This window comes from Streptomyces sp. NPDC085481 (assembly GCF_044541845.1).
Taxonomy (GTDB): domain Bacteria; phylum Actinomycetota; class Actinomycetes; order Streptomycetales; family Streptomycetaceae; genus Streptomyces.
In genome coordinates this window covers 88,521-113,922 of the sequence record NZ_JBITTJ010000008.1, presented here as the reverse complement: position 1 = coordinate 113,922, position 25,402 = coordinate 88,521, and the positions used below count along the sequence as shown (strand labels likewise).

Annotated in this window: 26 protein-coding genes; 9 read left to right on the top strand and 17 right to left on the bottom strand. The window is 73.9% G+C overall.

The features are described from left to right. A complete protein-coding gene (locus tag ACIGEZ_RS18810; protein WP_399832364.1) occupies positions 1 to 885 on the bottom strand; it encodes a DMT family transporter in 885 nt (294 codons plus the stop codon). Between the two features lie 4 nt (positions 886 to 889). After that, positions 890 to 1,804, bottom strand: a complete 915-nt coding sequence (locus ACIGEZ_RS18805; RefSeq protein ID WP_399832362.1) for a LysR family transcriptional regulator — start codon at positions 1,802 to 1,804, stop codon at positions 890 to 892. Positions 1,805 to 1,893: 89 nt separating this feature from the next. Here ACIGEZ_RS18805 and ACIGEZ_RS18800 point away from each other — a divergent pair, with 89 nt between their 5' ends. The 3 genes from ACIGEZ_RS18800 to ACIGEZ_RS18790 all read left to right on the top strand — a co-directional run bounded on the left by ACIGEZ_RS18800 (position 1,894) and on the right by ACIGEZ_RS18790 (position 7,058). After that, entirely contained in the window at positions 1,894 to 3,558 is a 1,665-nt protein-coding gene (locus ACIGEZ_RS18800; RefSeq protein WP_399832360.1) for an MFS transporter, read from the top strand. A gap of 257 nt (positions 3,559 to 3,815) precedes the next feature. Continuing rightward, entirely contained in the window at positions 3,816 to 5,450 is a 1,635-nt protein-coding gene (locus ACIGEZ_RS18795; protein WP_399832358.1) for a poly(3-hydroxybutyrate) depolymerase, read from the top strand. Between the two features lie 198 nt (positions 5,451 to 5,648). Continuing rightward, on the top strand, positions 5,649 to 7,058 hold the full coding sequence (locus ACIGEZ_RS18790; RefSeq protein WP_399832356.1) for a threonine/serine exporter family protein: 1,410 nt from the start codon (positions 5,649 to 5,651) through the stop codon (positions 7,056 to 7,058). 2 nt (positions 7,059 to 7,060) lie between these two features. Here ACIGEZ_RS18790 and ACIGEZ_RS18785 read toward each other — a convergent pair whose 3' ends face one another. From ACIGEZ_RS18785 to ACIGEZ_RS18770, 4 genes are all read right to left on the bottom strand, one after another. Further along, a complete protein-coding gene (locus ACIGEZ_RS18785) occupies positions 7,061 to 7,369 on the bottom strand; it encodes a CU044_2847 family protein (protein WP_399832354.1) in 309 nt (102 codons plus the stop codon). 20 nt (positions 7,370 to 7,389) lie between these two features. After that, positions 7,390 to 8,706, bottom strand: a complete 1,317-nt coding sequence (locus ACIGEZ_RS18780; protein WP_399832351.1) for an Ig-like domain-containing protein — start codon at positions 8,704 to 8,706, stop codon at positions 7,390 to 7,392. 168 nt (positions 8,707 to 8,874) lie between these two features. Then, positions 8,875 to 9,663 (bottom strand): ArsR/SmtB family transcription factor, encoded by a 789-nt coding sequence (locus ACIGEZ_RS18775; protein WP_399832349.1) that lies wholly within the window; start codon positions 9,661 to 9,663, stop codon positions 8,875 to 8,877. Between the two features lie 60 nt (positions 9,664 to 9,723). Beyond that, positions 9,724 to 10,227: a TetR/AcrR family transcriptional regulator gene (locus ACIGEZ_RS18770; protein WP_399832734.1), complete on the bottom strand. Its 504-nt coding sequence runs from the start codon at positions 10,225 to 10,227 to the stop codon at positions 9,724 to 9,726. 221 nt (positions 10,228 to 10,448) lie between these two features. Here ACIGEZ_RS18770 and ACIGEZ_RS18765 point away from each other — a divergent pair, with 221 nt between their 5' ends. From ACIGEZ_RS18765 to ACIGEZ_RS18745, 5 genes are all read left to right on the top strand, one after another. Then, positions 10,449 to 11,627 (top strand): FAD-dependent monooxygenase, encoded by a 1,179-nt coding sequence (locus ACIGEZ_RS18765; protein WP_399832348.1) that lies wholly within the window; start codon positions 10,449 to 10,451, stop codon positions 11,625 to 11,627. 40 nt (positions 11,628 to 11,667) lie between these two features. After that, a complete protein-coding gene (locus ACIGEZ_RS18760) occupies positions 11,668 to 12,246 on the top strand; it encodes a PadR family transcriptional regulator (RefSeq protein ID WP_399832346.1) in 579 nt (192 codons plus the stop codon). 34 nt (positions 12,247 to 12,280) lie between these two features. Beyond that, positions 12,281 to 12,736, top strand: a complete 456-nt coding sequence (locus ACIGEZ_RS18755; RefSeq protein WP_399832344.1) for a peroxiredoxin — start codon at positions 12,281 to 12,283, stop codon at positions 12,734 to 12,736. A gap of 109 nt (positions 12,737 to 12,845) precedes the next feature. Beyond that, positions 12,846 to 13,250, top strand: a complete 405-nt coding sequence (locus ACIGEZ_RS18750) for an SHOCT domain-containing protein (protein ID WP_399832342.1) — start codon at positions 12,846 to 12,848, stop codon at positions 13,248 to 13,250. A 92-nt stretch (positions 13,251 to 13,342) separates the two neighbouring features. Beyond that, positions 13,343 to 14,203, top strand: coding sequence for a hypothetical protein (locus ACIGEZ_RS18745; RefSeq protein ID WP_399832340.1), 861 nt, complete (start codon positions 13,343 to 13,345; stop codon positions 14,201 to 14,203). A 111-nt stretch (positions 14,204 to 14,314) separates the two neighbouring features. Here ACIGEZ_RS18745 and ACIGEZ_RS18740 read toward each other — a convergent pair whose 3' ends face one another. The 4 genes from ACIGEZ_RS18740 to ACIGEZ_RS18725 all read right to left on the bottom strand — a co-directional run bounded on the left by ACIGEZ_RS18740 (position 14,315) and on the right by ACIGEZ_RS18725 (position 17,223). Next, positions 14,315 to 14,683 carry a peptidase inhibitor family I36 protein gene (locus tag ACIGEZ_RS18740; RefSeq protein ID WP_399832338.1) on the bottom strand — a complete coding sequence of 123 codons (369 nt, stop codon included), beginning with the start codon at positions 14,681 to 14,683 and terminating at the stop codon, positions 14,315 to 14,317. After that, the gene (locus tag ACIGEZ_RS18735; protein WP_399832336.1) at positions 14,680 to 15,399 is read right to left on the bottom strand and encodes a hypothetical protein; all 720 of its coding nucleotides are present in this window, start codon (positions 15,397 to 15,399) and stop codon (positions 14,680 to 14,682) included. The genes ACIGEZ_RS18740 and ACIGEZ_RS18735 overlap by 4 nt, the downstream gene beginning before the upstream one ends. A 385-nt stretch (positions 15,400 to 15,784) precedes the next feature. Continuing rightward, positions 15,785 to 16,573 (bottom strand): polysaccharide deacetylase family protein, encoded by a 789-nt coding sequence (locus tag ACIGEZ_RS18730; RefSeq protein WP_399832334.1) that lies wholly within the window; start codon positions 16,571 to 16,573, stop codon positions 15,785 to 15,787. Between the two features lie 272 nt (positions 16,574 to 16,845). Further along, entirely contained in the window at positions 16,846 to 17,223 is a 378-nt protein-coding gene (locus ACIGEZ_RS18725) for a hypothetical protein (protein WP_399832732.1), read from the bottom strand. An 89-nt stretch (positions 17,224 to 17,312) separates the two neighbouring features. Here ACIGEZ_RS18725 and ACIGEZ_RS18720 point away from each other — a divergent pair, with 89 nt between their 5' ends. After that, a complete protein-coding gene (locus ACIGEZ_RS18720) occupies positions 17,313 to 17,843 on the top strand; it encodes a DUF6328 family protein (RefSeq protein ID WP_399832332.1) in 531 nt (176 codons plus the stop codon). A gap of 23 nt (positions 17,844 to 17,866) precedes the next feature. Here the strand turns inward: ACIGEZ_RS18720 and ACIGEZ_RS18715 are convergent, their stop codons facing one another. The 7 genes from ACIGEZ_RS18715 to ACIGEZ_RS18685 form a co-directional block, all read right to left on the bottom strand. Continuing rightward, entirely contained in the window at positions 17,867 to 19,414 is a 1,548-nt protein-coding gene (locus ACIGEZ_RS18715; RefSeq protein WP_399832330.1) for an ATP-dependent DNA ligase, read from the bottom strand. Positions 19,415 to 19,510: 96 nt separating this feature from the next. Further along, positions 19,511 to 20,515: a DUF6397 family protein gene (locus tag ACIGEZ_RS18710; RefSeq protein WP_399832328.1), complete on the bottom strand. Its 1,005-nt coding sequence runs from the start codon at positions 20,513 to 20,515 to the stop codon at positions 19,511 to 19,513. A 92-nt stretch (positions 20,516 to 20,607) separates the two neighbouring features. Further along, the gene (locus ACIGEZ_RS18705) at positions 20,608 to 21,030 is read right to left on the bottom strand and encodes a roadblock/LC7 domain-containing protein (protein ID WP_399832326.1); all 423 of its coding nucleotides are present in this window, start codon (positions 21,028 to 21,030) and stop codon (positions 20,608 to 20,610) included. An 86-nt stretch (positions 21,031 to 21,116) separates the two neighbouring features. Continuing rightward, positions 21,117 to 21,731 carry a GTP-binding protein gene (locus ACIGEZ_RS18700; RefSeq protein ID WP_399832324.1) on the bottom strand — a complete coding sequence of 205 codons (615 nt, stop codon included), beginning with the start codon at positions 21,729 to 21,731 and terminating at the stop codon, positions 21,117 to 21,119. Continuing rightward, positions 21,712 to 22,128, bottom strand: a complete 417-nt coding sequence (locus tag ACIGEZ_RS18695) for a DUF742 domain-containing protein (RefSeq protein ID WP_399832322.1) — start codon at positions 22,126 to 22,128, stop codon at positions 21,712 to 21,714. Before ACIGEZ_RS18695 ends, ACIGEZ_RS18700 begins: the two co-directional genes overlap by 20 nt. A gap of 12 nt (positions 22,129 to 22,140) precedes the next feature. Further along, complete coding sequence (locus tag ACIGEZ_RS18690) at positions 22,141 to 22,575, bottom strand: roadblock/LC7 domain-containing protein (protein WP_399832320.1); 435 nt, start codon at positions 22,573 to 22,575, stop codon at positions 22,141 to 22,143. Continuing rightward, complete coding sequence (locus ACIGEZ_RS18685) at positions 22,572 to 25,370, bottom strand: nitrate- and nitrite sensing domain-containing protein (protein ID WP_399832317.1); 2,799 nt, start codon at positions 25,368 to 25,370, stop codon at positions 22,572 to 22,574. Before ACIGEZ_RS18685 ends, ACIGEZ_RS18690 begins: the two co-directional genes overlap by 4 nt. Between the last annotated feature and the right edge of the window lie 32 nt (positions 25,371 to 25,402).

The following is a 25,402-nucleotide window of genomic DNA, read 5'->3' as shown; positions in this document are numbered from 1 at the left end:
TCACGGCTGGGCGGGCTGCCGCCGCCACAGCGCGCCCACGTACACCCCCGCGAGGATCAGCGGGGTGCCCAGGAGCAGGGAGGCGGTGAGGGGTTCGTCGTCGAGCCAGGCGGAGAGCACGATCGTGACGATCGGGATGACGACGAACACGTAGGCCGCCCGGGACGCGTCCCAGTGCTGCACCACGAAGAGGAAGAGCACGAAGGTCAGCACGGAGCCGGCCACCACCAGGTAGGCGAGTGCCCACCAGGTGGCGGCACGGTCCGGCAGGCGCCAGGTGTCCCCGGCGGCGGCCGAGCCGGCGAAGAGGAGGGCCGCGGCGGCGGTCATGCCCACCGCGTTCATGGTGACGGGGTGGACCTTGGGCAGCCGCCGGACCAGGACCGTCGCCTGCGCGAAGGACAGCATGCTGCCGAGGATCGCGAGGAAGGACAGCAGCGGCACGCCGCCGCTGAGCGGGGCGCGGGAGATGACGGCGACGCCGGCGGTGGCGAGGACCGTGCCGAGGGCGGCGGTCGCACGGAAGCGTTCGAGGCGCTGCGCCACGGCGAGGAGCAGGGTGGCGAGCGGGGTCAGGGAGAGGATCGTCTGGCCGAGTCCGGCGTGGATGTGGACGAGGGCGTAGTACGCGAGGGCGAACGTCACGCCGAACTCGAGGATCCCGTAGAGCGCCGCCCCCGCGAGCGCCCTGCCGCGCGGGAAGGGCATCCGCCGTACGGCCATGACGGAGAGGAGCAGCACGGAGGCCGCGCCGAAGCGGAGGGCCGCGCCCCACAGGGGGTCGAGCTCACGGTTGCTGAAGCGGACGCCGACCGCGTTGCCGCCCGCGAGGAGCGCGACGGCGGCGAACGCGGCGAGCGTCAGCCGGTCCTCGGCACGCTGCACCGGCTCACGGTAGCCGCGGCAGCGCGCCCTCCGGCGCCCGGACACGCGCCGCGGTCTCGGAGAAGGCCCTGATGAGGGCGGACTCGGCGGCCGTGGCCCAGACGAGCCCGTACTCCAGGGGCGGGGCGTCGTGGAAGGGTACGTACGCGATGCCGGGGCGCGGGTGGTAGCGGGCCCCGCGGGCTGCGCCCGGGGAGACGCCGCGGCCCGCGCCGACCAGGGAGAGCAGCTCCTCCCAGGTGGCGGCTGCCGGACCGTGGGCGATGGCCGCGCCGGACGGGGTGCGGGTCGGGTAGTGCGCCTCGCGCCATGCGCGGGGTTGGGTGCGGCCGGTGGTCACCAGGGTGAGCCCGGCGAGGTCCTCCAGGCCGACGGAGGCGCGGCGGGCCAGCGGGTGGGCGGCGGGGACGATCAGCACGCGGTCCTCGCGGACCAGGACCGGGCCGGTGGCGAGGCCGGGGACACCGACCGGGTAGGTGGCGTACTGGACGTCGAGTTCGCCGTCCTCGACCGGGCGCGTCCCGGCGTCGATCGGGACTTCGCGGACGGTCAGCTCGCAGCCGGGGTGGCCGGCGAGGAAGGTGTCGACGGCTGCGGTGAGCAGTTCGCCTCCCCAGGGGGAGCCGAAGCCGACCCGCAGGGCGCCGAGCAAGCCGCGGCCGGCGGCGGTGGCACGGTCCAGGGCGGCGAGGATCTGCGCGTGGGCGGGCCGGAGTTCGTCGTGGAGGCGACGGCCGACCGGGGTGAGACGGACGCTGCGGCTGGTGCGGGTGAACAGCGGGGTGCCGATACGCCGCTCCAGCTTCTTGACGGTCTGGCTGATCCGGCCGGTGGAGACGCCGAGGAGCTCGGCGGTGCGGCCGAAGTGCAGCTCGTCGCCGAGGGTCAGGAACGCTTCGATTTCGTGCCGTTCGAGCACGGGCCGCCTCCGATCGTTTAGCCTGACTCAACGCCGTTTGCATTGTTGCACCTTGATGGGCCGCTTCGACGGGCGGGAGTCTGAGGGACGTGCCCCTCCTCTCCTCCCGGCCGCGCACTCCCGTGCCCACGCCCGCCGCCGCTCCACCGAACGTCCTGGTCCTCGCAGTGGCCGGGGCGGTGACCGTGGCGAACATCTACTTTCCGCAGCCGTTGCTGGCCGCCGTCGCCCGCGGTCTGGCCGTCCCGGACCGGACGGCGGGCCTGGTCGCGTCGGCTGCGCAGACCGGGTACGCGCTCGGCCTCCTGCTGCTCGTCCCGCTCGCCGACACCGCGCGGCTGCGCCGGCTGACGAGGTCGCTGCTCGCCGCGACCAGCGGCGCCCTGCTCGCCGCCGCCGCGGCCCCGAACGTCCTCACGCTCCTGTTCGCGACCCTGGCCCTGTCGACGACGACCGTGCTGCCGCAGATCCTCACACCGGTGGCGGCCGCCCTCGCGGGGCCCGAGCGACGCGGCCGGGTGGTCGGCGTCATCGGCCTCGGCCTCACCCTGGGCTCCACCCTGTCCCGTACGGTCTCGGGCGTGGTCTCCGACGCGACCGGCAGCTGGCGGACCCCCTATCTGGTGGCGGCCGTGGCGACCGCGTGCCTGCTGTGGGTGCTGCCGCGCGCTCTGCCGGAGCGGCTCGCCGGACCGGGTCGGCCCCCCGTCCCGTACGGGCGGATGCTCGCCGGGCTGCCCCGGCTGCTCGGCGCCCACCGCGACCTGCGGGTCCCGGCATTCGTCGGGGCGTGCGTGTTCGCCGCGTACAGCGTCTTCTGGGCGGCGCTGGTCTTCCATCTGGCGGCCCCGCCGCTGGGGTACGGGCCGGGTGCGGCCGGCCTCTTCGGGCTGCTGACCGTGCCGGCAGCGCTGGCCTCGGCGTACGCGGGGCGGCTGACCGACCGGTACGGCGCGGGGGCGGTGGGGCGCGGGGCGCTGGGGTGCGTGGGGCTCGGCCTCGCGGTCGCGGGTCTGGCGCCGGGCTCGCCCGTGGCGCTGGTGGCGGGCGCCGGTCTGGTCGTCCTGGGCACGAGCGCCTGCCAGATCGCCAACCAGGCGCGCGTCCTCGGCCTCGGCCGCGAGGTCGCGGCCCGCTGCAACACGGTCTTCATGCTGGCCACGTTCGGCGGCGGCGCGCTCGGCTCGTTCACGGCGGTCTGGCTGTACGGGGCGTACGGCTGGCAGGCGACGGTCCTGGCGGCCGTGGGCTTCACGGCTCTCGGCGGCTTGGGCGGGCTGAGCGGCCTGGGCATTCCGGGCGGGCCGAGCCGGCCGATCGGGCTGGGGGCCGCGTTCCGGTCGCGGAGCACGTCGACTTGCGCGACGGCCGGCACGCGCAAGGCTGGGGGTACCGGTCCGCGCAGCCCGCAGGGAGACACGATGCAGGAGCCCGCAGCCTTCGACCTCGGCGCCCTCGCCGACGAGCACCTGGCGAAGGCGCGTGCCGCGGCGCACGGCCGCAGCGCCCATGTGGTGGTGCACGACGGGGTGCTCCGGCAGAGCGTGATCGCCCTGGTCTCCGGCATGTCCCTGGACGAGCACAACGCGCCGCCGGCCGCGAGCCTCCAGGTGCTGCGGGGCCGGGTGGAGCTGACGGCGTCCGGTCGGGGCGAGGAGCTGGCGGCGGGGCAGCTCCAGATGCTCCCGAAGGAGCGGCACGGGCTCACCGCCCTGGACGACGCCGTCGTCCTGCTGACCGCCGTGAACGACTGAGGCCGGCTCCGGCCGGCGTCACTCCACCCGGTCGAGGTCCTCCGCGTAGGACGCGATGGCCTTGTCGCAGGACGTCCCTCGCACCGGTGCTCATGCGGTCATCCTCGCAGGTCGCCCCGAAGGCCCGGCGGGCCTGCCAGGTCGTGGAGCGCCATACTCCGGCCCGTTGTTTGTGGCTTCCCGGCCCATAGGGGCGCGGTTCGCGAGGCCTCTAACCTCCGGCGCATCCCCATCGAACGAGCCGCACAGGAGCCGTCATGCGAGCCACTCGAACACCACCTGCGCCGCGAACGAAGCGAGCGCCACGGCCGCGCCGCCTCGCGGCGCTGCTGCTGTCCGCCGTCACCGCCCTGTTCCTCGCCGCCCCCGCGTCCCCCGCCGCGGCGGCGGCCCCCGCGCCGGTGCCCGGCACCCTCACCCCGTACAACGTGAGCTCCGTGTACACCGCCGGGGTCTCGTCCGGCGGGTACATGGCGACGCAGCTGCACGTGGCGTACTCGGGCACCTTCTCCGGTTCGGCGGCCTTCGCCTCCGGCCCGTACTACTGCGCCCAGAACACCCTCGCCGCAGCGCTCAACGCGTGCATGGACACCGTGCAGGGCCTCCAGCTCGCCAAGCTGGAGCAGACCACCCGTGACTGGTCGGCGCAGGGCCTCGTCGATCCGGTGGCGAACCTGTCCGGCGATCCCGTCTACGTCTTCAGCGGCACGAACGACACGACGGTGAAGCAGCCGGTGGCGACCGCGCTCGCCGACTACTACGGGCACTTCGGCGCCCGGGTCCGCTACGACCGCACGACGCCGGCCGGGCACGCGTGGATCAGCCCGCTCGGCCCCAACGCCTGTGCGGTGACGCAGACTCCGTTCATCAACGACTGCGGCGCCGACGCCGAGCAGGAGCTGCTCGGCCATCTCCTGGGGTCGGTCGCGGCGCCCGCCACCGCGCCCTCGGGCACGCTGATCCGCTTCGACCAGAACGCGTACGCTCCCGGCGGCTCGGCCGCGGCGCTGTCGATGGACGCCGACGGATTCGCGTACGTGCCGGCGTCCTGCGCGGGCGGCGCGTCCTGCTCGCTGATGGTGGCACTGCACGGCTGCAAGCAGGGGTACGGCTACCAGGGCTTCGGGACCCGGTTCGTCGAGGGCGCCTACCTGAACGAGTACGCGGACACCAACGACATGATCGTGCTGTATCCGCAGGCAGTGCCGACGGGCACGCTGGAGAACCCCAACGGCTGCTGGAACTGGTGGGGTTATCTCGGCGACCCCGCCTATGCGCGGCACGGCGGGAAGCAGATCGAGGCCGTGATGGGCATGGTCCGCGCGCTGCGCGGCACCACTCCCCCGCCCACCGGCGGCGGCTCGGTGACCCTGTCGAGCGTGGACGCGCAGGACGGGTACGTGAAGGCGGCGGCCGACGGTTCGGGCGCGAGTGTCGGCACGCTGGAGGACCTGTCCGGCTTCGCCCTCGGGCGCGGCACGGACGGCAAGGTGAACCGGACGCTGCTCTCCTTCGACACCTCGAGGATCCCGGCGGGCAAGGAGGTCACCCGGGCCTATCTGACGGTGACCCGGTCGAGCGGCTCGGGCGATCCGTGGTCCTCACCCGCGGGCAACAGGCTCCTGGCCGACGTCCGTACGGGCTGCTTCGGCGGCTGCGCGGTGGAGGCCGGGGACTGGTCCGCGGCGGCGACGGTCGCGGGCGCGGCGGAGTTCGGCGCGTTCTCGTCGGGGAGCGCGGCGTCGACCGACCTGTCGGCTGCCGCGCTCGCGGCCCTGGACCGGAGCGGGACGACGCAGGTGCGGCTCGGCTTCGCGTCGGCGCCGGCCTCGACGGCGTACCTCTTCGTCAACCAGGCGGCGCCGGTGACGCTGACGGTCGAGTACCGGTAGTCCCGCCCATCGGGGCAGGGCCGTTCACCGCTCCGGCGTCACCAGCACCAGCCGGGTGCCCTCACAGGGCGTCAGGTGCAGGGCGCCGTGGCGGTGGGCGGCCGATCCACGCCGCGCAGCGGCTGTCGGCGGACACGGCGGGTGGGGGGCGCGTGTAAGGGACCGCTGATGGGGCGAACGCGCTGATACCTTTCCGTAATGCGGCTCTTGTCCTCCTTCGATCTGCGGGCGTTCGCCCGCAGAGTGGCCTCGCTGCTTCCGCTGCGCCGCCGCCTCCCGGACACGGTGACCCTGCCGGAGGCCGAGGACGCCGGACGGGAGCGGCTGCGGGACCTCGCCGCCCTGCTGTGCGAGCTCGGTTCCGAACTGCTGCGCGCCGGGGAGCGGACCGCCGAGGTGGAGCACGTGATCCACGACGTCGCCGCCCGCTACGGGATGCGGGCCCGCTGCTTCGTCGTGCCCACGGGACTCTTCGTACGCGTCGGGGGCGGGCCCGACGGGCGCGGCGGGGAACTGGACTTCGCCCCCGTCGAAGGGCCGGTCCTGCGCCTGGACCAGGTAGAGGCCCTGCAGTCGCTCGTCGAGCGGCTGCGCGCCGAGGAGCTGCCCTTCGCGGAGGTACGGGCGGCGCTGCGCGCCGAGCGCGAGCAGCCGGAGCGGTTCAGCCCCGCCGCCACCGTGCTCGGCTACATCCTGCTCACGGTGGGGCTCGGCGTGATGCGGCACGCGACCGTCGCCGCCGTCCTCGGGTACGCGGTCCTGGGTGCCGGGGTCGGTCTGCTGCGGCTCTTCGGAGACCGGTTGCCGGCCGCGCGCACGGCGCTGCCGGTGGTCGCGGCGGTCCTGGTGACCGTGGTGTCGCGCCATTGGGCGGGTCCGGTCCTGCACGAGGTGCCGGCCCTCCTCGCCATCCCGCCGCTCATCGCCTTCCTGCCGGGCGCCGCGCTCACGCTCGGCGCCATCGAACTGGCCACCGGCGCCGCCCTGTCGGGCATCTCCCGGCTCGCGGGCGCGGTCAACGTGCTGCTGCTCCTGGCGCTCGGGATCCTCGTCGGCACGGAGCTGGTCCGTGCCCGGCCGGTGGGCAGGCCGCCGTCCGAGGCGCTGGGCGTCTGGGCGCCCTGGGTCGGCGTCCTGCTCCTCGGCTTCGGGTTCCTGCTCTACTACTCGGCGCCCCCACGCGTCACCGGCTGGCTGCTCGGCGCCCTGCTCGCCGAGCGGCTGGTGCAGTCGGCCGCGAGCGAGCTGGCCGGGACGACGTTCGGCGCGTTCGCGGCCGGCATGCTGCTGCCGCCCATGGCCGGCTGGATCGAGCGCCGCTCCAAGACCCCCGACCAGGTGGTGTTCCTGCCCTGCTTCTGGCTGATCGTGCCGGGCGCGGTCGGGCTGACGAGCGTCTCGGAGATCATCGTCGCGGGCAATACCGGCGGTGGCGTGTCCAGCCTGGTCGACACCGTCGTCACGGTCGCCGCCATCGCCCTCGGCGTCCTGGTCGGCGCGGGGCTCCAGCGCCGCCCCCGGCTGCAGATCGCCGAGCCGGGCCCGTCCACACCGGTCGGGACCGGCGGCGATCGGGATGCCGGGCGGGGGGCATCCCGTACCGGATGAGCTCAGCGGGACGACTTGGCCCACTCGAGCGTGACCCGCAGGTTCGCGCTCGCGCTGCCCTGCACGACGAGCGCGGTGAGCTTGCCGCTGTCCAGGCCGAGTTGGCAGCCGAACTCCACCGTCGCACGGTCGGGCGCGGCCCGGTGCAGCGCGTCGCCGAGCTGGCCGGCGAAGGAGGACAGGGCAGCGGTGACGCCGGACAGGTCGGGCATCCGGTCGCCGATCCCTTCGAGGTCCTGCTCGGGGCCGAGCCGCTCGGCTTCCACGTACAGCACGCCGTCGGCGAGTCCGACCTTGGCGATCTCCGTCATCGTGACTCCTGGGTTCGTCGTCAGAGTGCGGGCCGGAGCGCGCCGGCCGCGCGTCCGGTACGGGGTGCGGCGGGCCCGAGGGCGCTGCCCTCGCGCCACTCGGTCCAGTCCAGGTTCCAGTCGCCGTAGCCGTTGTCGAAGGGGCTCATCGGCGCGCCGTATCCGTTGACCACCCGCACGAGGTCGCCCTCTCTGAGGGTGCGGAAGAGCCAGGCGGCGTCCTCGGTGCTCATGCCCGTGCAGCCGTGGCTGACGTCGTCGCTGCCCTGTGCGTCGAGGGACCAGGGCGCGGCGTGCAGATACTCGCCGCTCCAGGTCACCCGGGTGGCCCAGCGGACCTTGAGGTCGTAGAACTCCTTGTTGCCACGGGCGATGCCGATGGAGTCGCCGCGCATGCGGACGGTGGCCTCCTTCCCGAGGACGACCTTGGTGCCGCTGCGGGTGCGGTAGCCGGCCTTGCCCGTGGTGACGGGGATGGTGCGGATGACGCGGCCGTCGCGCAGCACGTTCATCGTGTGGGCGGCGACGTCGGTGACGGCCTCGACGTGGTCGCCGGTGGTGAGGGTGAGCGGTGCGGAGGGGCCGCCGAAGAGCCCCTCGGTGACCCGGACCCCGTCGAGGCCGCTGTGGACCCTGATGGTGGCCCGGGCGGGCCAGTAGTGGCGGGGCCGGTAGTGGAGCGTGGAGGGGCCGACCCAGTACCAGGCGCCTTCGACCCGCGGTACGGAACGCACGTCGAGGGCGCGTTCGACGGCGCGGCGCGCCTCGGGATCGCCGGCGGGCACGGAGTGGCTGAGCTCGGCGGTGAGGGGCTGGCCGACTCCGTACGTGTCCGGGCCCGAGGGTCCGAACTCCGCGGTGAGCCGCTCGCCCGCGGGAGCCGCGCGGGTACGGAGGCCGAGGCGGGCGTGGTGGCGGCGGTGCCGTCCGCCGTCGGTGCGTTCGAGGACGAGGCGGGCTGTGTAGCGGGCGTCCGCGGGGAGCGGCTCGGCGCTGGTCCAGCGTCTGCCGTCGCGGCTGACGGCGCCGGCGACCCGGCGGCCCCGGGGGTCGGTGACGGTGACGTCGGTCAGCCAACCGGGGGTGCGCAGGGCGAGGTCGAGCGGTCCGGTGGCCTTCGCGTCGAGCGTGAACGGCCGCCCGTCGAGGGGCACGGTGCGGCGCGGCGCGGTGCAGGGCCCGCCGGTCGCGGGGCAGGCACCGACCGTGACGAGCGGGGTGCCGGCCGCGGCGGCGGGTGCGGCGACGGCCGGCGGCCGGGCCGCGTTGAGGGCGAGCACGGCCCCGGCGGCGAGGGCCAGCGCGCTCCACCCCTTGATGCTGCTGTGTGACGACACGTCGGGCACCCACCCCTTCTCGCCGGTGCTGACCTGGTCTGACCGGTGCATCAAAGCGGATCGGGGGCGGGACATATGATCAACCGACCGGGCGTGGCGTGCGAGAGGCTCGTGACACGACTCGAAAGCACCAACGCGGAGGCCGGTACGACGCGTCGGGGGTGAGGGTCAGCGCGGGACCTCGGGAAGCTCCTCGCCGGTCTCCAGGAGCGACTTCAGGCTGGCCATCAGTGCGGGCCAGCCCTCTCCGACGAGGCCGCGGATGGTGCCGCCCAGGTCGTCGTGGACGACCGTGAGCTTGACCATGTCCCCGGCCGGCTCGATCTCGAAGGTGACCTTCGAGCGTCCCTCCCTGGCGAGCCGCGCGTAGGTCTCCTCGCCGATGCCGACGGCCTCGGCCCAGGCAGGCGTGAAGGTGTGCCACGTGTACGAGAGTCGTCGTCCCGGCTCGGCGGCGAGGACGACCTGCTCGGGGTCGGTGGTCTTGCGGCCGCCCTCGTCCCACACCATGGGCGAGCCGACGGCCCAGTCGGTCTCGAAGGCCACGCCCCAGTAGCGGCGGGTGAAGGCGGGGTCGGTCAGCGCCTCCCACAGCTCGTCGGGGGTGGTGCGGATGTACGTCGTGTAGACGAACGCGTTGCTGTCCATCGGCGCTTGCTCCATTGCTGACTTCAGGTCGGCGAGCGCGCGCACGCGCTCACGGGCGTACTGCCCGATCCAACGGTCCGCGAGGGCGTTGATCGGGGCGGCGTTCAGGTAGTGCAGCTTCTCCCGCCCCCGCCGCACCGTGACCACGAGTCCCGCCGCCTCGAGGAGCGCCAGGTGCTTGCTGACGGACTGGCGGGCCATGTCCAGACCGGCGCACAGTTCGCGCAGGGTCTGGCCGTTCCGGGCGTTCAGGCGGTCCAGCAGCCGTCGGCGGTTGGGGTCCGCCAGCGCCTTGAACACCACGTCCATCGCCCCACCTCACTCGCGGTCTGCCGCCACCTCCACGATAGGCAGCCTTTTGGCTGCACGTCAACGCAGCGCGGCCGCCACGAGCCCTTCGATCTGCTCCCTGCCGCCCCCCGGCGGCTCCACCCCCGCGACCACACGGTCCAGGACGAGACCGTCCACACAAGCGAGCAGCGTCAGGGTGCGGGTCTCGGGGTCCGCCACACCACGGGCGGCGAGAAAGGCCCGGACCGCCTCGCGCCCCGGGTTCTGCCTCGGGACCAGGATCTCCCGCAGTTCGGGGTCGCGCACGCTCTCCAGGACGCAGGCGTAGCGCGCGAGTGAGCGGCGCCGGCCCTCGCCGCCGGTCCGGGCCGCGATCAGCAGGGCGAGACCCTGGACGAGTTCGGCGGCCGTACGGGGCGCCGGCGAGCGCTCGGCGGCTGCACGCAGTTCGGCCTGGTCGAGCTCGACGAGCCGCCGGACGAGCGCGACGAGCAGGGCGGAACGGGTGCGGAAGTACGCGGAAGTGGTCCCCGCCGCCAGTCCGGCGGCGGCATCGACGGCGCGATGGGTCAGGCCGCGCATCCCGGCGTCGGCGAGGACCCCGAGCGCGGCGTCGGCGAGGAGGGTACGGCGATCGGATGCGGGATTCACCCCCTCTTTCTACACCTGTAGAGGACGGCGCTAGGCTTCACCCGACGGCTTTCTACAGATGTAGAAGGCCGGACGGTTTCGCCGGCCGTACGGACACGGGTCGCGTACGACCGGGGGCCGGCAGGCCGGTCCTACGGGAGAGGGGCACGGACATGGGACACACAGCCGTCGTCGTCGGCGCCGGGATCGGGGGGCTCGCCGCCGCGATCGGACTGAGCCGGGTCGGCTGGGAGGTGACGGTCGTGGACCGCACGCCCGAGCTCGCCGACGCGGGCGCCGGCATCTCGCTCGCCGCCAACGGCATCCACGCCCTCGACGCCCTGGGGCCCGGCGCCGCCGTACGGGCCGCGGGGCGCGGCCAGTACACGGGCGGCACCCGCACCCCGCGCGGCGCCTGGCTCGCCCGGATGGACGGCGCCGCGCTGGAACGGGCCCTCGGCTCCCCCATCGTGGGCATCCCCCGCGCCGAACTGCACCGGCTGCTGCGCGCCGCCCTGCCGACCGGCGCCCTGCGCGTCGGCGTCACGGCCACCGCCGCGACCACGCTCCGGGGAGGCGGGGCGCGGGTGGAGTGCAGGACCGGAAGCGAGCCCTTGGAGGCGGATCTGGTGGTCGCCGCCGACGGCGTCGGCAGTCGCCTGCGCAGCTCCCTCTTCCCCGGCCACCCGGGCCCGGTCCACTGCGGTTCCACCGTGCTGCGGGCCGTAACGGAGCGGCCGCTGGATCTCCGTACCGACTTCGAGATCACCTGGGGACGGGGGGCGGAGTTCGGACACATCGCCTTCGCCGACGGGCGCGCCGAGTGGCACGCGGTGCTCAACGCGCCTGCCGGGGTGCGCCACGAGGACCCGCTCGGCGTCCTGCGCCGACGCTTCGCCGGCTGGCACGCGCCGATCCCCGAGCTCCTCGCCGCGACCCGCCCCGAGGCCGTCCTCCACCACGACGTCGCGGAACTGGCCACCCCCTTGCCCTCGTTCGTCTCGGGGCGGGTGGCGCTGCTCGGCGACGCCGCCCACGCGATGACCCCGAACCTCGGCCAGGGCGCCTGCCAGGCCCTGGAGGACGCCGTCGTCCTGGCCGCGGCGCTCGACCGTGAGCCGGGGGTGGATGCGGCACTCGCCCGGTACGACGCCGAGCGGCGCCCGCGCACCACCGCCGTGGCAGCCGCGGCCCGGCAGGCAGGACGGCTGGGGCAGCAGTTGACCCACCCGGTCGCCGTACCCTTGCGCAACGCGCTGATGCGGCTGACGCCCTCGGCCGTATCCGTACGGATGATCTTGCGTCACGCGGCCTGGACCCCGCCCCTCACCAGCCCTTTTGCAGGTGAATAGGTGTGGAGGAAACTATTCAACGGACTGCTAGCGTGGCGGAATGTCTCTCAAGCACGCGGTCCTCGCAGCCCTCCTGGAAGGCGAGGCGTCCGGATACGACCTGGCCAAGCTCTTCGACGTGTCCGTGGCCAACTTCTGGGCGGCGACGCCGCAGCAGCTCTACCGTGAGCTCGACCGCCTCTCGGAGGCCGGACTGATCGCGGCCCGGGTGGTGCAGCAGGAACGCCGCCCCAACAAGCGGATGTTCACGCTCACCGAGGCGGGCCGCCAGGACCTCGTGGCGTACACGACGCACCCGCCGAAGCCGACGGCGGTCCGCGACGAGCTGATGGTGCAGGTCCAGGCGTGCGACGAGGGCGACACGGCCGCGGTGCGCGAGCACGTGCGGGAGCGGATGGAGTGGGCCCGCGGGAAGCTCGCGCGCTACGCCCGGCTGCGCGAGTGGATGCTCGCCGGCCGGGACGAGGAGTCCTATCTGCGGGAGGCCGAGCGGGTCGGACCGTATCTGACGCTGATGCGCGGCCGGGCCTTCGAGGAGGAGAACCTGCGCTGGGGCGAGCGGGTCCTGGCGATCCTGGCGGACCGTGAGGCCCTGCAGACGGCGCGGCAGGGCCGGTGACGGCCGCGACTACCGTGCGGTAACGTCCCTGCGCATGAACGTCGGTGACATCGTCGAGGACTTCACTCTTCCGGATGAAACGGGGACGCCCCGCTCACTCTCCGGGCTGCTGACCGAGGGACCTGTTGTCCTCTTCTTCTACCCGGCCGCCCTCACCCCCGGGTGCACGGCGGAGGCCTGCCACTTCCGCGACCTCGCGGGAGAGTTCCAGGCCGTCGGCGCCCGGCCCGTGGGCATCAGCACGGACGAGGTGGCGCGCCAGCAGGAGTTCGCCGACCGCCACTCGCTCGGCTACCCGCTGCTCTCCGACCCCACGGGTGCGATACGGGACCGGTTCGGGGTGAAGAGGGGCTTCTCGCTGGCGCCGACGAAGCGGGTCACCTTCGTGATCGACGAGGCCCGGAAGGTGCTCGAGGTCGTGCGCAGCGAGCTGCGGATGAGCGCCCACGCGGACCGGGCGCTCGCGACCCTGCGGGCTCGCAAGGGCTGAGCAGGTCCCCGCAGGGCACCGCGGTCACGACATGCGGGCGTGCGGGCCTTCGGCAACACTCGCTGATAGGCGGGGCCACCCGAGGGCCTGCGGGAAACGGAGCACCGGCATGGACGACTACCCCCTGCTCGACCTCTTCCTGACGATGCTCTGGTTCTTCCTCTGGGTCCTGTGGTTGTTCCTGCTCTTCAAGGTCATCACCGACATCTTCCGCGACCACTCCCTCAACGGCTGGGCCAAGGCCGGCTGGCTGATCTTCTGCATCCTGCTGCCCTACCTCGGCGTGCTGGTCTACGTGATCGCGCGCGGCAAGGGCATGAGCCGGCGGGACGTCGAACAGGCCGAGGAGAGCGAGGCCGCGCTCCAGGAGTACATCCGCAAGACGGCGGGCACCGGGCCGGGCGGCGGCACGGGCGGCCACGCGGACGAGCTCGCCCGGCTCGCGGACCTGAGGGACAAGGGAGCCCTCACGGACGAGGAGTTCGAGAAGGCGAAGGCCAAGGTCCTGTCCTGAGCCGGCGAGAGGACGAGGAGGAGGACGCCGAGGCGGCGGGCACCGGTCCGGACGCCCCGGCGGAACTCTCCCGTTCCTTTCTGCGCGCCGCCATGGCCGAGCCCGGCCGCCTGCCCGAGCTCCTCGCCGACTTCGCGCCGCGACACGTCGGCGAGAGCGCGGGCCGGGCGGTGCAGCGGCTGCGCCGGCGCCATCCGGACGCGAGCCCGGCCGAACTGCGCCACCGGGTGGTGACGGTCGGCAACCGGGCGGTCTCGGCGCAGGGCGCGTTCGTCGGCGGGCCGTTCATCGTGCTCGTCCCGTTCGTCTTCTGCGCCGCGCTGCTGTCGCAGGCCCGCATGGTGCTGGAGCTGGCGAGCCTGGAGGGCCGCGATCCCGCCGCCCCCGAGCGGGCCGCCGAACTCCTCGTCCTGCAGGGGGTGTACGAGGACACCGAAACGGCAGCGGCCGCGCTCGCCGCTCCACGCGCCCCGGCCGGGAAGCGGCCCGGACGGATCACCGCTCTGTGGGGTCTGACCATGCGCATGGCCAAGGTGCTCGGCGTCCTCACCCCGTCGGAGGACAACCCCCGGCTGCTCGTCCGGCTCGGCCAGTGGGCGCTGGTGGGCCTGGTTTTCCTGGTGGGTCTGGTGGCGCCACTGGTCTGGCTGCCCTATCTGGCGTTCTGCTACCACCGCAACACGATCCAGCTCATGGACCGGGCGACGGTCTTCTACGCGGGTGAGCGCATCACGCGCCGTCCGGCCCGCATCAATCCGGCGACCTTCCTCGCGCTGGTGCGCGCGCTGTTGTCGTTGCTCGTTCCGCTCGTGGCACTGGTGGCGGTCGCGCTCACCGACGCGCGGCTCGCCGACCGCCAGTGGCCGGTCCTCACCATCACGTTGTTCACGACGTCGGTGACGGTCGGCGGCTGGTGGGTGTGGCGCCGCCACAAGCGGGGAACGGGAGCCTGACCCACGCTCGGCCCGCCACCGGACCCTTTGACCGCGTGCGCCACGCGACCACCTTGCCCGCCCCGCGCAGGGGTCATGGGTGGTGGTCGCGGGGCGGTGGTGGTCGGCGGTTCAGCAGCCGGTGGCCCAGATGTGGGAGTCGCCCCGGTCGTTGGCGGCGCCGTTGTAGCCGACCTCCTGGCCGGGGGCGAGGCAGATGGTCATCGAGCCGCCCTGCCAGGCTGACTCGTAGACCTGGACGAAGTCCTTGATACCGGGGCCGGAGATGCCGTGGTTGGCCCACGACGAGTCGGTGTCGGCGATCCAGCTCTCCCACCAGCCGTCGTCACCGCTCCAGTTGGCCCGCTGGCCGCCGAAGTTGGCCTCCTGCCAGGCGCAGAACTCGCCGGAGGGGCATTCGGCGGCCGTGGCGGGCGTGGTCGGGGCCAGTCCGCCGGTGAGGGCGAGGAGGGCGGCGGCGGTGCCGAGAATTCGCTTCATCTAGCGTCGTTGCCTCTCGTTGCGGTGGTGATGGTCGCGGACAGCTGGGCTGCCCGTCGCAGTGCGCGGGCGCGCAACTGCTCGTAGGTGGTGACCTCGTCGCGGTGCAGGGTGCGCACGGTGGCGAGCTCGGCGGGTTCGAGGCGGGCGCGCACGTCGGCGAGCCCGCTCTCGCGGGCGCAGCGGTCGGCGACAGTCGGGTCGGGTCGGCCCGCGCGTGGCGCGCCGTCGGGTGCGGCGCAGCGGGTCCAGCGCTCGAGGGCGGCCTGGTGCGCGGGGTCGTCCTTCATCCGGGCCTGGGCCTCGGCGCGCAGGTTGTCGACGGTGACCTGGGCCTTGAACCAGCGGGTCTGGTCGCCGTAGAGGGTCTCGTGGGCCTTGGCGAGACAGCCGTCGGTGTTGGCGGTGACGGTGTGGCCGGTGGCGAGGGTCAGGGAGAGTTCGCGGGGGTCGCTGCCGAAGAGGGCGGCCTGGAGCCGGCGGTCCTCGGCGGGAGCGCGCGCCCGCGAGGTGAGGGCGAGGCCCTCGGCGCCGAGGCAGTCGACGACGAGACGGTTCTCGGCCGCCTTCAGGAGCCGGTCCTGCTCGTGGCGTGCGGCGGCGGCAGAGGCCGGGCTGCCGGGTGGTCCTGAGGGGCCCGGGCGGACGGTGGCGCAGCCGGTGAGGACGAGGGCCGCGGCGGCCGTGACGAGCGCGCGGCGGGTTCCGTGGCGCACGAGTTCCCCCTGGTGACGTGCCTGATCGGCGTGTCCGGCGGCGTGATCGTCGCCGGTTCGTGGCGATCAATGCCCGGTGCCGGACGGGCCATGCGGCGGGCTCGTACGACTCACCCGAAGGGGTCGAACGCGCCGGAGTGTGCGCCGTCCGCGGGTGGTCCGGAAGGCTTGCGGCGGCCACGACAAAGCCCCGGTTGGACGGGGGATTCCAACCGGGGCCGTTTGCCGTGACGCAGGAAGGGCGGTCGCCACTTGGGGGGGACCTTGGGGACCGGACCCCTTCGCCGTCACATACTGATGAACGGTAAACCTTCACCCATTGTTCCGGGGTGTCCCCTGTGTCGGATGTGAGTCACCTCACCCCGTTTGACCGCCGGCGGCCACCTCAGTCGTCCTTCTCGGGACGGTAGACGACACCGGGCTCGGCCTTCCCGGGCGCGAGCAGCTGGGGCACGGTCACGAAGGTGTAGCCCTGGCGCTTCAGCTCGTCGATGATCCCGGGTACGGCGGGGACGGTGCCGTCGTAGATGTCGTGGAGCAGGATGATCCCGTCGGCGTGGGCCTGCTCGAGGACGCGCTGCCGTATGAGGGCGGTATCGGTGGTCGAGTAGTCCTTGGCGGTGACGCTCCACAGGACCTGGGCGAGCCCGAGGTCGCGGCTCACGTCGGAGACGGTGTCGTCGGTGCGGCCCTGCGGCGGGCGCATGAGGGTGGGCTTGCGGCCGGTGATCTTCGCTATGGCGTCCTGCGTGCGGGACAGCTCGTCGCGGACCTCGGCGGCGTCCAGATCGGTCAGGACCTGGTGGGTCCAGGTGTGGTTGGCGACTTCGTGGCCCTCGTCCGCGATCCGCTTGACGACCTCGGGGTAGCGGTCGACGTGCTTCTTGCCCAGGAGGAAGAACGTGGCCGGCACCTTCTTCTCCTTGAGCACGTCGAGGAGGTGGGGGGTGTCCTTGCCCGGCCCCGCGTCGAAGGTCAGGGCTATGCACTTGGCCCTGGCGCAGTCGACGCCACCGGCCGCCGTCCCGGCCTTGTCATCCGTCCCCGCCTTGCCGCGCGCGTCACCGGGGGTGACCGTGTCGGCGGAGCAGCCGCCGAGCGCGAGGACCAGCGAGGCCGCGGCGAGGAGGGCGAAGGCCGGTCCCCGACGGCGCCCGGACTTGGTTCGGAACATGCTGCAACCCGCTTTCCCCGATGTTGGCTCGACTGCCGGCCCGCGCCTGGTCAAGGCGGGGATCTGCGGCACGCCGAGCACTCTACACACGGTGTATAGCCGCAGACGCAAGGGGGGGTCCGCAGCTCATCGGGGGTGTCGGGTGAACTGGTCAGGGGCGCCGGGTGCGCTCATCGGGCGTGCGGTGCGGGGCTCTCCGGGGTGCCGTGCGCGGGCATGACGGCCCCGGGCGGCGCCCGTCCGCTCCGCCCGGGGGCCTGGGGGTACGGCCGTCAGCGGGACGCGAGGAGGAGCCGTGCCTCCGTTTCCTGGTCACCGGAGACGGATTGCAGGGACTGGATGTCGAAATTGCGGGCCAGTACCTTCTCGACCTCGTCGACCGCGTGGTAGCCACCGGTCAGCGTCGCACCGACCATGGCGCTCAGCCGGACCGGCGGCGACTCCTCGTGGCGGCCCTCGGCGGTGTCGAACGTGGCCATCCAGACCGTGGGGGCGGGTGCGGTGGCCGCCTCGGGGCCCGGTGCCGTCATGTCCTCGAGCTTGTAGGCGCGGTCGAGGACCGCGAAGACGGCCCGGGCGTCCTCCCGGTCGCAGTCGCTCAGCTGCACCGTGACGTCGGTGTCGATGTGCAAGTCGTACACGTCGATCATCTCCTCCTGTCCCGCTTCCAGCATCCCTCTCGACGGGGCGTCCCGCGAGGTTCGTGCCACGGTGGACAATGAGCGACACGGGAGGACGCATGGACAGAGGAGCGGAAGGACCTGCGGGAGCGGGGCGGCCGGACGACGACGGGCTGATGCGCGGGCGCCACGAGACGCCGGACGAGCGGGCGGACCGGCGGTGGAGCGAGCTGATGCAGGAGATCCGGGTCGCCCAGACGGGCGTGCAGATCCTCTTCGGCTTCCTGCTCACCGTCGTCTTCACCCCGCGCTTCCCCGAGCTGTCCGACGTCGACCAGACGATCTACATCGTGACGGTCTCGCTGGGCGCGGCCGCGACCGGCGCGCTGATCGGCCCGGTCTCCCTCCACCGGATCGTCGCGGGACGGCGGATCAAGCCCAGGGCGGTGACGTGGGCCTCGCGGCTGACCTTCGCCGGACTCGTGCTGCTGCTCGCGACCCTGGCGACGGCGCTGCTGCTGGTCCTGCGCGTGGCGACCGGCGCGCCCCATGTGCCGTGGCTGGTAGCCGGTCTCGTCCTCTGGTACCTCCTGTGCTGGTACGCGCTCCCGCTGTGGGTGCGCCGCCGGCACACCGCGCGCGACGACTGACGAACGGCGCGCACGAGGGGCGCTCAGTCGCCGGCGAGCACCCGCTCCACGGTGTCGGCCTCGGCGGCGGACTTGTCGGGGCGGTGGCGTACGACGCGGGCGAAGCGCAGCGTCACCCCGGCCGGGTAGCGGGTCGAGCGCTGGAGGCCGTCGTAGGCGATCTCGACGACGAGCTCCGGCCGCACCCGGACGGTGAAACCGTCGTCGGACAGGGCGAGTTCACCCAGCCGCTCGGTCTGCCACCGCAGCATCTCGTCGGTGAGTCCCTTGAAGGTCTTGCCCAGCATGACGAACGTGCCGTCCGCGGCCCTGGCCCCCAGGTGGAGGTTGGACAGCAGCCCGGTGCGCCGCCCGTGGCCCCACTCGGCGGCGAGGACCACGAGGTCGAGGGTGTGCACGGGCTTCACCTTCAGCCAGGTGCGGCCCCGGCGGCCGGCGACGTACGGCGCGTCGAGCGCCTTCACGAGGACCCCTTCGTGACCGCGGGCGAGCGTGGCGCGGAAGAACGCCTCGGCCGCCTCGGTCACCACCGGGTCCGCGGGGTCGGCGACGACGGTACGGCGCACGCGCAGCGGCTCGGGCAGCAGCCGGGCCAGTACCGCGTGCCGCTCGACGCCGGGCCGGTCCACCAGCACCTCGCCGTCCGCCGCGAGCACGTCGAAGAAGACCGGCGACAGGGGCAGCGCGGCGCGGGCGGTGGCCACGTCGACACGGGAACCGACCCGGGAGGCGATGTCCTGGAAGGGCATCGGCCGGCCCGTGGCGGGGTCGAGGGCGATGACCTCGCCGTCCAGGACGATGCCGTCGCCGCTCGCCTCCAGGGCGGTGGCGACGACTTCGGGAAGCCGGTCGGTGATGTCGTCGAGGGAGCGGGTGTAGACACGGACGTCGTCGCCGCGGCGGTGGACCTGGATGCGGATGCCGTCCAGTTTCTCCTCGACGACGCACGGGCCGAGGGCGGCGACGGCCTCGGTCACGCTGCCCGCGGTGTGGGCGAGCATCGGCTGCACGGGGCTGCCGACCCGCAGGGTGAACGTATCGAGCACGCCGGGGCCTTCGGCGAGAACGGCCTGGGCCACACGCGGCAGCGAGCCTTCGAGCATCACGGCCCGCCGCAGCTCCTCGGGCGCCACCTGCGCGGCCTTGGCGACCCCTTCGAGGGCGACGGCGTCGAGGGCACCTTGACGAACGTCGCCGGACAGCAGCCGGAGCAGGAACTCCTGTTCGGCGAGGGTGGCGGCCGCCATCAGCCCGTGAACGAGCCCGGCGCGCCGCGCCTGCGCCCCCGCGCCGGAGACTGCGGCGAGCTCGGTCATGGTCGCATCGGTGCCGGCCAGGGTCAGCGTCGGGTGCTCGGCGGGCTCCACCGCGGGCGGGACGAGATGCTTGAGCACGCTCCAGCCGACCCCGATCCGCCCCTGCGGAAGCCGGCCGGACAGATAGGCGATGACCAGCGGGCTCTCCTCAGGCGCGGCCTCCGAGAACAGCTCCGCCAGCGCGCCGATCTTCCGCGACCGCGCCGACGTGGCAGCGACCTGCCCCGACACCTCCGCGACCCGCGCCAACAACATGGGCCCATCGTGCCCGCGCCCCCGGCCCACCGCACCCCGGCCGGAACCGGCCGCCGTGCCCCGGCCGCGAGCCCGGCCTGACCGGCGAGACACCCCCTAGCGCGGAGCCACCTCCTTCCGCCTGCGCAGCCGGTCGAGCAGGCCGCGCCGTTCCCGCCGCCCCGGCGGCCGGCCACCGGCCGGACGAGCGGCGCCACCGGCCGGACGAACGGCCCGGGCGCCGAAGGTGCCGGTGTCCGCGCCACCGCTTTCGAGCGCGGGCGGGCCCTCCCCCCGTACCGGCACGGAGGCGAGCGCCGTCACTCGGTCCGGCCGCGGGGCCTGGCGGTCGGCGCGGGCCTCGTCCAGGGCGAGGGCGAGGCTCATCCGGTGCCAGAGGATCTCGTCGGGGTCGTCGGCCAGCATCATCCGGTCGGCGATCTCGCGGGCCGTCGGTGCGGCAGGCCGCCAGGAGGGCGGCGCGGGGCGCAGCCGGTCCAGATAGGCCCGTTCGTAGGGGTCCTCGACGACCTCGGCCATCTGGACCGGGTCGAGGAGCGAGGCGATGGCCGCCGTGCGCGTCCATGGGTCCCCGCTCGCGCGCAGGAGCGTCCCGAGCCGCCGCGCCCGCCAGTTCCGGGGCCGCCAGTCCTCGTACCCCTCGGCCCTCGTCCGGATGTCCAGCGGGAGCCGCCCGGTGAGGAGCCCCGCGTGGTTGAGGGCGAACTCTCCCAGTTCCGCGGCCGGATAGAGCCAGACCACCGCACGGTAGCGGTTGACGTAGAACCGCACGGGGCTGAAGTGCCCGGTCCTGGCCAGCCTGGTGAAGCGCTCGCGGGTGACCGCGAGCAGTTGGGCTCCCTCCGTGGCGCCCACCACACGCACCCGAGCGCGCAGCCCGTCCGGGAAGCCCGGGGCTGCTCTGTGCCGTTCGACCTCGCTGCGGTCCACGCGCCTTCGCGCCCCGTCACCGGGGCCGTCCGCCGCGCCCGGCACCAGGCCGGGCACCGTGCGGACGATCCCCAGGTCGACGGCGAGCTGGAACTCGTCGCGCCTAAGCTCCAGTTCGTCCGCGGCCCGTCCCTGCGCCAGCGTGTGCGGGCCGTTCTCTTCCCATGTCATTCGGTCGGTCCTCCCCCGTCGGGTCGTGACGTCGCCCTTTCGGCGGGTCACGATGGTCGATCACTCCGGGTAAAGACCGTAACGCGCAGTGACTAGTCTTCGCTCTGCCTGTGGATAACCTCGGAACCGGGCTGCCGCGCCGCCACACCCAGGTGCTCGCCCACCCGGTTCACCAGCAGCGTCATCTCGTAGGCCACCTGGCCGACATCGGCCTCGGCCGCGCTCAGCACGCACAGGCAGCTGCCCTCACCGGCCGCGGTCACGAACATCAGCGCCTCGTCGAACTCGACCATCGTCTGCCGCGCCCGGCCCGCCTTGAAGTGCCGGCCGGAGCCACGGGCGAGGCTGTGCAGTCCGGAGGAGACGGCGGCCAGATGCTCGGCGTCCTCCCGCTCGAGCCCGCTGCTCGCCCCCGTCACCAGTCCGTCGTTCGACAGCACCAGCGCGTGCCGTATCGAGTCGACCCGCCGGGTCAGGTCGTCCAGGAGCCAGTCCAGTTTCTTGTCCAACGCCATGCGTGGTCCTCCCCCTGTGTGGTGCATGCTTCGGATCAGCCTTACGCACTGTCGTGGACAGGGCAAGCACCCGTCACGGCCTGTCCTCAGCCCACCGAGTCGAGGAGCCGTGCCGTGTGCATCCGGCCCGCGTGCTCGACCAGCCGGATCAGCACCTCCTTCCCCGAGTCGCGGTCCCGCGCGTCGCAGAGGACCACCGGGGTGCCCCGGTCCAGGTCGAGGGCGCGCGACACGTCGTGCGCGCCGTAAGCCCGCGCGCCCGCGAAGCAGTTGACGGCGACGACGAACGGGATCTTGCGGTGCTCGAAGTAGTCCACCGCGGGGAAGCAGTCCTCCAGGCGTCGCGTGTCGGCGAGCACGACGGCACCGAGCGCCCCCTGCGACAGCTCGTCCCAGAGGAACCAGAAGCGGTCCTGTCCCGGTGTTCCGAAGAGGTAGAGGGAGAGTCCGGAGCGGATGGTGATGCGGCCGAAGTCCATGGCGACGGTCGTGGTGGTCTTCTGGGCCACCCCTCCGGTGTCGTCCACCGACTCCCCCGCCCGGCTGAGCTGTTCCTCGGTCCGCAGGGGCCGGATCTCGCTGACCGCGCCCACCAGGGTCGTCTTCCCGACCCCGAACCCTCCGGCGACCAGGATCTTCAACGCGAGGGCGGTGGTGTCCACGCCGCTCGCCGGGCTGCTCTCAGAGCGCTCGTAGGCCATCGATGACTTCCCTCAGGATCCGTTCGTCAGGGAGCTGTGCGGGCGGTACGGGCCTGCTGACCCGCACGAGTCCCGCTTCGAGCAGATCGCCGAGGAGGACCCGCACGACGCCGACGGGGAGGTCGGCGTCGGCGGCGAGTTCGGCGACGGACTGGGTCTCGGCCCGGCACAGGGCGAGCAGGGACCGGTGCTCGGGGCCGAGCAGGGACTCCTCGGCCCCGCCCGGCGGGTCGTCGTCGACGACGACGAGCGCGATGAGGTCGAACCGCACGTTGCTCGGTCCTGGTTTGGTGCGGCCGCCGGTCATGGCGTACGGCCGGACGAGCGGCCCGGCGTCGGCGTCGTACCACTGACTGCCCGGCACGGGCTGACCGTCGCCGGTGCTGTCCTCGTTCATGGGGGTCTCCGGTCAGCCGGCGGCCGGCGGGGTCACCGTGAGCCGGGGCGGGGTGTGCAGATGTTCGCCGACCCGCTTCACCAGGCGGGCCATCTCGTACGCGATGAGGCCGATGTCGGCGTGGACGGAGCTCAGCACGGCCAGGCAGGAGCCGTCTCCCGCGGCCGCGACGAAGAGGAAGCCGTCGTCCATCTCGACCATCGTCTGGCGCACTCCGCCGGTGTGGAACTGGCGTCCCGCACCCTTGGCGAGGCTGTGGAAGCCGGAGGCGATGGCGGCCAGGTGCTCGGCGTCCTCGCGGCTGAGCCCGCTGGAGGCGCCGACGGCGAGGCCGTCGTTCGACAGCACGACGGTGTGACGCACCTCCCGGACGCGCATGACGAGGTCGTCGAGGAGCCAGTCGAGTTCGCCGGAGCGATGGTGGGAGATCCTCTCGTGGTCGATCATTCGTCGTCTCCTTCACTGCCGGGGGCGCTGGGTGCGTGCGGGCCGTAGCCGGTGCCCAAGGGGCGTCTTGCGGCGATCGGGGTGCCGTGGGCCGGCGTGCCGGGCGCGGCGCCGCCGCCGCGCTGCCAGCCGTCGCGGTAGGCGGCCATGCGGTCCCTGACCTGCTCGGGAGTCCGCTCGGCGGCGCCTTGTGGCGCGGCCGGTGCGCTGTCCTGGCCGGGCACGGGGGCCTCCCGCAACTGCGGGACGAGACTGGCCTGCCGTACCCGTCGGGGCAGGTCCGCGCCGGGATCGGGAGCGGGGTCGTGGCCCGCGTACGGGCCCGGGTCCGCGCCCGCTCGCCGGTCGGGGCCGCCCGCTTCGGGGGCCGGTTCCGGTACGGGCCGAGGCCGCGGCGGCTGGGCCGGCGGCGCGGTGGGGCGGGTGCGCTGGCGCAGGGTGGTGACCCCGGCCGGCGGCGGGCCCTGCTCGGCGGGGCGGGGCTCCTGGCTCGCCGCGAGTGCGGGGATCCGTGGCGGGCGCGGCGCGTCCGGTGCCTGGCCTCGGCTGCCCTGGGCCTGTTGGACGTGCTGGGCGTGCTGGGCGTGCTGGGCGGCGATCCCGGCCGGGGCGGTGCCGCGGCCGGGCGGGAGGGCGCCCTGGAGCAGGTCGGTGGGGAGCAGCACGACCGCCGTCGTCCCTCCGTAGGGTGAGGTGCGCAGATGGACCTTGACGTCGTGCCGGGCGGAGAGGCGGCTGACGACGAAGAGTCCGAGCCGGTCGCTGTCGAAGAGGTCGAGGGCCTCGGAGTGGGTGATACGGGCGTTCGCCTCGGCCAGGGCCTCCTTCCCCATGCCGAGCCCGCGGTCCTCGATCTCCAGGGCGTAGCCGTTGCCGACGAGTTCGCCGCTGACCCGGACCTTGGTGTGCGGCGGGGAGAACTGGGCCGCGTTCTCGATGAGTTCGGCGAGCAGATGGGTGAGGTCGGCGACCGCGCCGCCGACCACGGCGCTGTCCGGGAGCCGGCGCACGTCCACGCGGGCGTAGTCCTCGATCTCGGAGACGGCGGCGCGGACGACGTTCGTGAGGGGCACGGGCATGCGCCAGGCGCGTCCGGGTGCGGCGCCGGAGAGGATGATGAGGCTCTCGGCGTGGCGGCGCATCCGGGTGGTGAGGTGGTCGAGACGGAACAGGTCGCCGAGCTCGTTCGGGTCGTCGGCGCGCCGCTCCATGCGGTCCAGCAGATTGAGCTGACGGTGCACCAGGACCTGGCTGCGGCGGGCGAGATTGACGAAGACGCCGGAGATGCCGCTGGCGAGTTCGGCGCGCTCGACGGCGGCGGAGAGCGCGGCCCGGTGCACGGTGGTGAGCGCCTCGCCGACCTGGCCGATCTCGTCCTGCGGGGCGGGTCCCGGCGGGGCCTCGGCCTGGACGTCGATCTCCTCCCCGGCCCGCAGCCGGCGCATGGCGGCCGGAAGTTTACGGCGGGCGATCTCCAGAGCGGTGTTCCGCAGGTTGACGAGTTCGACGACGAGCCCGCGTCCGATGCGCACGGAGATGACGAGCGAGGCGGCGACGGCGGCGAGACCGAGCAGGACCGCGGCGCCCCCGGGGCTGAACACGCCTCCGCCGAAGGGGTCGGTCCGGTCGGCCGCGGCGGTGTGGGCGGCATGCTCGACGGCCGTGATGCCGTCGCGTACGAAGGAGTGGGTGTCGTCCCACTCGCGGGAGGAGACGGCCTGGGCTGCCCTGCGGCCGGGGGCTGTCGCGCGCACTCGCTCCTCGGCCGTGTCGAGCTGCCGGTAGGCGGGCTGGGCGGTGAGGTTCCGCCAGGCGGTGCGCTGGGGCACCGGCAGGTCGGCGGTCGCTGACTCCAGGAGGGCGCGCCGGGCCTCGACGACCCCGCCGAACTCGCGCAGCCGCGCGGCGCCCAACTGCCCGGTGAGGTGCGCCGAGCCGAGCAGCGCGTCCTCCCGGGCCAGCATCTCTCCGGCGCGGGCGAGTTCGAGGAGCACGCGCGCGTCGGAGCCGGCCTGCGCGTGCTGGATACCGGTCAGGGCGCCGCCGACGGCGAACCCGGAGGAGACGGCGGCGGTGTACTCCTCGTAGACCTGGTCCCAGTCGGCCCGTCCGTCGACCGCGGCGGTACGGAGTCTGCTGAGCCCCTCGATCCGCGCCACGAAGCCGGCGATGCGGGCGGAGACCTCCTCGGGGAGGTTCCCGGTGTCCCCGACGGTGTGCCGGTCGTCGAGCCGGAGCCGGCCGAGGGCCGCGTCGGTGCGGCCGATCCGGTCCTTGAGCTCGGCGGCCCGCCCGGCGCCGGGGGCGGCCACCTGGCGCACGGCGGCCCGGCGTTCCTCCTGGAGTGCGGCCACCGCGACGGCGACGGGCCGGCGGACCTCGGCGTCGACCGCCTGGAGCAGGCGGAGCCGGGCGACCTCCTGGGCGGTGGTGACGGTGGCGAACCCCCACAGGGCGAGCAGCGAGACGACCGGGACCATGAGGAGGGACACGATCTTCGCGCGGACGGTACGCGGCCGTAGACCGCGCACCGCACCGCGGGCCGGGGCCGCTCCCGCCGCCGGGCGGGCGGGGGCGGGCGGGGGCACGACGGTGGCCGGGCGCCCGGCCGGCTCCCGCAGGGCCGTCCCGGCCGAGGCCGTCACGCCCGAGGCCGCCGCGGCCCTCTCGGCTGCGGACCGGTCAGCACAGGCCTTCTCGTCGGCCGGCGGCCCGGCGTGCGCGCGGCGCCCGCGGGCCGCCGCGGGCGGTTGCGCCGGGGCCCCGGCGTCCGGGGTCTTGCGGGGAGTTCGCATGGCCTCCTCGTTCCTTCGTTCACGGGCCCGGC

Coding starts and splice junctions, on each gene's coding strand:
- ACIGEZ_RS18695 (WP_399832322.1), bottom strand. CDS start 22,128: ATGAACGAGGACAGCACCGGCGACGGTCAGCCCGTGCCGGGCAGTCAG.
- ACIGEZ_RS18765 (WP_399832348.1), top strand. CDS start 10,449: ATGGGACACACAGCCGTCGTCGTCGGCGCCGGGATCGGGGGGCTCGCC.
- ACIGEZ_RS18755 (WP_399832344.1), top strand. CDS start 12,281: ATGAACGTCGGTGACATCGTCGAGGACTTCACTCTTCCGGATGAAACG.
- ACIGEZ_RS18710 (WP_399832328.1), bottom strand. CDS start 20,515: ATGACATGGGAAGAGAACGGCCCGCACACGCTGGCGCAGGGACGGGCC.
- ACIGEZ_RS18720 (WP_399832332.1), top strand. CDS start 17,313: ATGGACAGAGGAGCGGAAGGACCTGCGGGAGCGGGGCGGCCGGACGAC.
- ACIGEZ_RS18690 (WP_399832320.1), bottom strand. CDS start 22,575: ATGATCGACCACGAGAGGATCTCCCACCATCGCTCCGGCGAACTCGAC.
- ACIGEZ_RS18725 (WP_399832732.1), bottom strand. CDS start 17,223: ATGATCGACGTGTACGACTTGCACATCGACACCGACGTCACGGTGCAG.
- ACIGEZ_RS18705 (WP_399832326.1), bottom strand. CDS start 21,030: ATGGCGTTGGACAAGAAACTGGACTGGCTCCTGGACGACCTGACCCGG.
- ACIGEZ_RS18790 (WP_399832356.1), top strand. CDS start 5,649: ATGCGGCTCTTGTCCTCCTTCGATCTGCGGGCGTTCGCCCGCAGAGTG.
- ACIGEZ_RS18745 (WP_399832340.1), top strand. CDS start 13,343: ATGGCCGAGCCCGGCCGCCTGCCCGAGCTCCTCGCCGACTTCGCGCCG.
- ACIGEZ_RS18685 (WP_399832317.1), bottom strand. CDS start 25,370: ATGCGAACTCCCCGCAAGACCCCGGACGCCGGGGCCCCGGCGCAACCG.
- ACIGEZ_RS18715 (WP_399832330.1), bottom strand. CDS start 19,414: ATGTTGTTGGCGCGGGTCGCGGAGGTGTCGGGGCAGGTCGCTGCCACG.
- ACIGEZ_RS18795 (WP_399832358.1), top strand. CDS start 3,816: ATGCGAGCCACTCGAACACCACCTGCGCCGCGAACGAAGCGAGCGCCA.
- ACIGEZ_RS18770 (WP_399832734.1), bottom strand. CDS start 10,227: ATGCGCGGCCTGACCCATCGCGCCGTCGATGCCGCCGCCGGACTGGCG.
- ACIGEZ_RS18760 (WP_399832346.1), top strand. CDS start 11,668: ATGTCTCTCAAGCACGCGGTCCTCGCAGCCCTCCTGGAAGGCGAGGCG.
- ACIGEZ_RS18750 (WP_399832342.1), top strand. CDS start 12,846: ATGGACGACTACCCCCTGCTCGACCTCTTCCTGACGATGCTCTGGTTC.
- ACIGEZ_RS18730 (WP_399832334.1), bottom strand. CDS start 16,573: ATGTTCCGAACCAAGTCCGGGCGCCGTCGGGGACCGGCCTTCGCCCTC.
- ACIGEZ_RS18700 (WP_399832324.1), bottom strand. CDS start 21,731: ATGGCCTACGAGCGCTCTGAGAGCAGCCCGGCGAGCGGCGTGGACACC.
- ACIGEZ_RS18785 (WP_399832354.1), bottom strand. CDS start 7,369: ATGACGGAGATCGCCAAGGTCGGACTCGCCGACGGCGTGCTGTACGTG.
- ACIGEZ_RS18775 (WP_399832349.1), bottom strand. CDS start 9,663: ATGGACGTGGTGTTCAAGGCGCTGGCGGACCCCAACCGCCGACGGCTG.
- ACIGEZ_RS18740 (WP_399832338.1), bottom strand. CDS start 14,683: ATGAAGCGAATTCTCGGCACCGCCGCCGCCCTCCTCGCCCTCACCGGC.